Origin of the sequence: Nocardiopsis sp. RV163, from assembly GCF_001029525.1 — a bacterium.
Classification (GTDB): Bacteria; Actinomycetota; Actinomycetes; order Streptosporangiales; family Streptosporangiaceae; genus Nocardiopsis; species Nocardiopsis dassonvillei.
In genome coordinates, this window is sequence record NZ_LEKI01000272.1 from 1 (window position 1) to 4,063 (window position 4,063).

3 protein-coding genes and 1 pseudogene are annotated in these 4,063 nt (G+C 74.3%); 3 read left to right on the forward strand and 1 reads right to left on the reverse strand.

Annotated elements, in window-relative coordinates; all coding sequences use genetic code 11:
- Window positions 1–127, reverse strand: a pseudogene (locus ABD54_RS29285) (LacI family transcriptional regulator); the annotation flags it as partial.
- A gap of 36 nt (window positions 128–163) precedes the next feature.
- On the opposite strand from ABD54_RS29285, the gene araB reads away from it, so the two are divergent.
- The 3 genes from araB to ABD54_RS25815 all read left to right on the forward strand — a co-directional run bounded on the left by araB (window position 164) and on the right by ABD54_RS25815 (window position 4,032).
- A complete protein-coding gene (araB, locus tag ABD54_RS25805; RefSeq protein ID WP_047872151.1) occupies window positions 164–1,837 on the forward strand; it encodes a ribulokinase in 1,674 nt (557 codons plus the stop codon).
- Entirely contained in the window at window positions 1,834–2,526 is a 693-nt protein-coding gene (locus ABD54_RS25810) for an L-ribulose-5-phosphate 4-epimerase (RefSeq protein ID WP_047872152.1), read from the forward strand. Before araB ends, ABD54_RS25810 begins: the two co-directional genes overlap by 4 nt.
- 69 nt (window positions 2,527–2,595) lie before the next feature.
- Window positions 2,596–4,032, forward strand: a complete 1,437-nt coding sequence (locus ABD54_RS25815; protein ID WP_047872153.1) for an L-fucose/L-arabinose isomerase family protein — start codon at window positions 2,596–2,598, stop codon at window positions 4,030–4,032.
- Window positions 4,033–4,063 lie beyond the last annotated feature (31 nt).

Genomic DNA, 4,063 nt, shown 5'->3' on the forward strand with positions numbered 1-4,063 from the left:
CCCCTTGGAGCGGTTCGTGGACCGGCGCGCCGGCCTCCTCCAGGGCCCGGCGCCACCCGACCACCCGGGCCGCGGACTCCAGCCACAGGGGATCGCCCTCCACGTGGTGGACGGTCCCTTGGCCCAGAATGTTAGCGCTAACAATTCACGTTCACCCGACCCGGTGGTCGTGGGCGTCGACTTCGGCACCCTCTCCGGCCGCGCCGTCGTCGTCCGGGTCCGCGACGGCGCCGAACTCGGCTCCGCCGACTCCGTCTACCGGCACGGCGTCATCACCGCGCACCTGCCCGGATCGGCCGACCCCCTCGAACCCGAGACCGCGCTCCAGCACCCCGAGGACTACCGCGAGGTCCTGCGCACCGCCGTCCCCGAGGCGCTGCGCGCCGCCGGGGTCGCGCCGGAGCGGGTCGTCGGCGTCGGCACCGACTTCACCGCCTGCACGGTCCTGCCGGTGACCGCGGACGGCACGCCCCTGTGCGAGCTGCCAGACCTGGCCCGGCGCCCGCACGCCTGGCCCAAGCTGTGGCGCCACCACGCCGCCCAGCCCGAGGCCGACGAGATCAACGCCCTGGCCGCCGAGCGCGGCGAGAAGTGGCTGGCCCGCTACGGGGGAAGGATCTCCTCCGAGTGGGAGTTCGCCAAGGCCCTCCAGGTCCTGCGCGACGACCCCGGTGTGTACGAGCGCGCCGACCGCTGGATCGAGGCCGCCGACTGGATCGTGTGGCAGCTGTGCGGACACGAGACCCGCAACGTCGCCACCGCCGGCTACAAGGGCATCCACCAGGACGGCGCCTGGCCCTCGGCGGACTTCCTGGCCGCTCTCGACCCCCGCTTCGCCCGCTTCGCCGAGGACAAGCTCGCCCACCCGCTGTCCCAGCTCGGTGACCGCGCGGGCGGCCTCACCGCCCGCGCCGCGGCCTGGACCGGGCTGCCCGAGGGTGTCCCCGTCGCGGTCGGCAACATCGACGCCCACGTCACCGCCGCCACCGCCCAGACCACCGGCAACGGCCGGATGCTCGCCATCATGGGCACCAGCACCTGCCACGTCATGAACTCCGACGTCCTCGCCGAGGTCCCGGGCATGTGCGGCCTGGCCCACGGCGGCATCACCCCCGGAGCGTGGGGCTACGAGGCGGGCCAGAGCGGCGTCGGCGACGTCTTCGCCTGGTTCGCCGACTCCTACGTGCCCCCCGCCTACCACGACGAGGCCCGCGAACGCGGCCTGTCCGCGCACGACCTGCTCTCGGAACGGGCCGCCGGCGCCGCGGTGGGGGAGCACGGGCTCCTCGCCCTGGACTGGCACAGCGGCAACCGCTCGGTCCTGGTCGACCACGACCTGTCCGGCGTGCTCGTCGGCCTGACCCTGGCCACCCGGCCCGAGGAGGTCTACCGCGCCCTGGTCGAGGCCACCGCCTTCGGCACCCGCACCATCGTCGAGGCCTTCGCCGACGCCGGGGTCCCCGTGCACGACATCACCATCGGCGGCGGCATGGTCCGCAACCCCTTCGTCCTCCAGGTCTACGCCGACGTCCTGGACCGGCCGCTGCGCGTCGTGGCCTCCGAGCACAGCTGTGCGGTGGGGGCCGCCATCCACGCCGCGGTCGCGGCCGGAGCCCACCCCGACATCCACGCCGCCTCCGCCGCCATGGGAGGGGTGCGCCGGGAGACGGTCGACCCCGACCCGGCCCGGGCCGCCGCCTACGACGGGCTCTTCGCCCTCTACACCGAACTCCACGACCACTTCGGCCGGGGCGGCAGCCGCAGCCTGCACCGCCTGCGGGCCCTGCGCAACGCCGCCCTGGCCACCGCCGCGAGCGGCGGGGAAGGAGAACGATGACCGCCCCCACCCACACGGCCGTCCCCGAGGAGCACCGGGAGGAGGTGGAGCGCCTGCGCGCCCTGGTGTGCGCCCTGCACGCCGAACTGCCCCGGTGGAACCTCGTCACCTGGACCAGCGGCAACGTCTCCGCCCGCGTCCCCGGCGCCGACCTGATGGTGATCAAGCCCAGCGGCGTCTCCTACGACGACCTCTCCCCGTCCGACATGGTCGTCTGCGATCTGGACGGCCGCCCGGTGGAGGGAGCGCACAAGCCCTCCAGCGACACCTCCGCACACGCCTACGTCTACCGCGCCCGCCCCGACGTCGGCGGCGTCGCGCACACGCACAGTCCCTACGCCACCGCCTGGGCCGCGCGGGGCGAGGCCGTCCCCTGCGCCATCACCGCGATGGCCGACGAGTTTGGCGGCGACATCCCCGTCGGCCCGTTCGCCCTCATCGGCGGCGACGACATCGGCCGGGGCGTGGTCGACACCCTGGAGGGCCACCGCTCGCCCGCCGTCCTCATGCGCGGCCACGGCGTGTTCACCGTCGGAGCGGACGCCGGGGCGGCGGTCAAGGCCGCCGTGATGTGCGAGGACGTCGCCAGGACCGTCCACATCGCCCGCCAGGGCGGTCCTCTCCAGCGCCTCCCCCAGGAGCACATCGACGCCCTCCACACCCGTTACCAGAACGTCTACGGCCAGTAGGGCGCGTCAGTCCGCGCCCCGCCGCACGACGCCCCCCGGCACCCACCGAACACGCGCTAAGGAAGCACCGTGACCGTACCCACGCCCCCCGCCACAGAGCACCCTCCCGTGCGGGCCCGAGCCCCCCGCGTCGGCCTGCTCGGCATCATGCAGCCGCTCTACGACGACATGATCCCCGGCATCACCGAGCACCAGGCGGCCTACGCGGCCCGGGTGGCCGAACGCCTCTCCGGCGTCGCCGAGTGGACCGTCGCCCCGCCGGTGCGAGGGCGCGCCGACGCGGAGGAGGCGATCCGCGGCTTCGAGGCCGCCGGGCTCGACGGGGTCCTGGTCGTCATGCTCACCTACGGCCCCTCCCTGCGCGTCACCCGCGCGCTGGCCCGCACCCACCTGCCCCTGGCACTGGCCAACATCCAGCCCGACCCCGCGGTGAGCCCGTCCTGGGACATGGACGACATGACCTACAACCAGGGCATCCACGGCGCCCAGGACACCGCCAACGCCATGGTGCGGGCGGGGCTGCCCTTCGAGGTCCTCACCGGCGAGTGGCAGAGCCCGGAGTTCGCCGCGCGCGTGGACCGCTGGGCGCGGGCGGCCCGCGCCGTCACCGCCCTGCGCGGGCTCCGGGTCGGCGTGTTCGGCTACCCCATGAACGGCATGGGCGACGCCCGTGTGGACGAGACCGCGCTGCTGCGCAGGCTCGGCCCCGAGGTCCACGTCATCGCGCCCGGAGCCCTGCACCGGACCATGGCCGACCTGCCCGGACGGGCGGTGCGCGACCTCATGGCCTGGGAGGACGGGGCCCTGGAGGTGGACGGCCGCCTGTCCCAGGAGGAGCGCGAGGACCACGCCCGCATGCAGTTGGGCATCCAACGGCTGCTGGAGGAGACCGGGTGCGGCGCCTACTCCACCCACTTCGACGCGATCGGGGAGGACGGCCGCTTCGCCCGGCTGCCGATGGCGGCCGCCTCCACCCTGATGGCCCAGGGGTACGGGTTCGCCGGTGAGGGCGACGTCCTGGCCGCCTCGATCGTCTACGCCGGACACCAGCTCGCCGGGGACGGCCACTTCACCGAGATGTACGCGATGGACTTCCCCAGTGACTCCATCCTCATGAGCCACATGGGCGAGGGGAACTGGAGGGTGGCGCGCGAGGACGAGCCCGTCCGGCTGGTCAAGCGCCCGCTGGGCATCGGCGGCCTGGGTGACCCGCCCACCATCGTGTTCCGCTACCGGCCGGGTCCGGCCACCCTGGCCTCCCTGGTCGCCCTCGGCGGAGAGGAGTTCCGCCTGGTCGTGGCCGAGGGCGAGGTCATCGACGCACCCGAACTGCCGTCCCTGGAGATGCCCTACGGCCAGTTCCGCCCCGACACGGGCGTGCGGGCCTGCATGGACGCCTGGCTCCGCGCGGGCGGCACCCACCACATGGTCATGAACACCGGGGCGCGCGCGCAGGACTGGCGGGTCCTGTGCGAGCTGGCCGGAATCGAGTACGTACGGGTCTGACCCGCACGCCCCGCGCCCCGGTGTTCATGAC

Bases quoted from the DNA above. Each gene is read 5' to 3' on its own strand.
- ABD54_RS25810 (WP_047872152.1), top strand. From the start codon at position 1,834: ATGACCGCCCCCACCCACACGGCCGTCCCCGAGGAGCACCGGGAGGAG.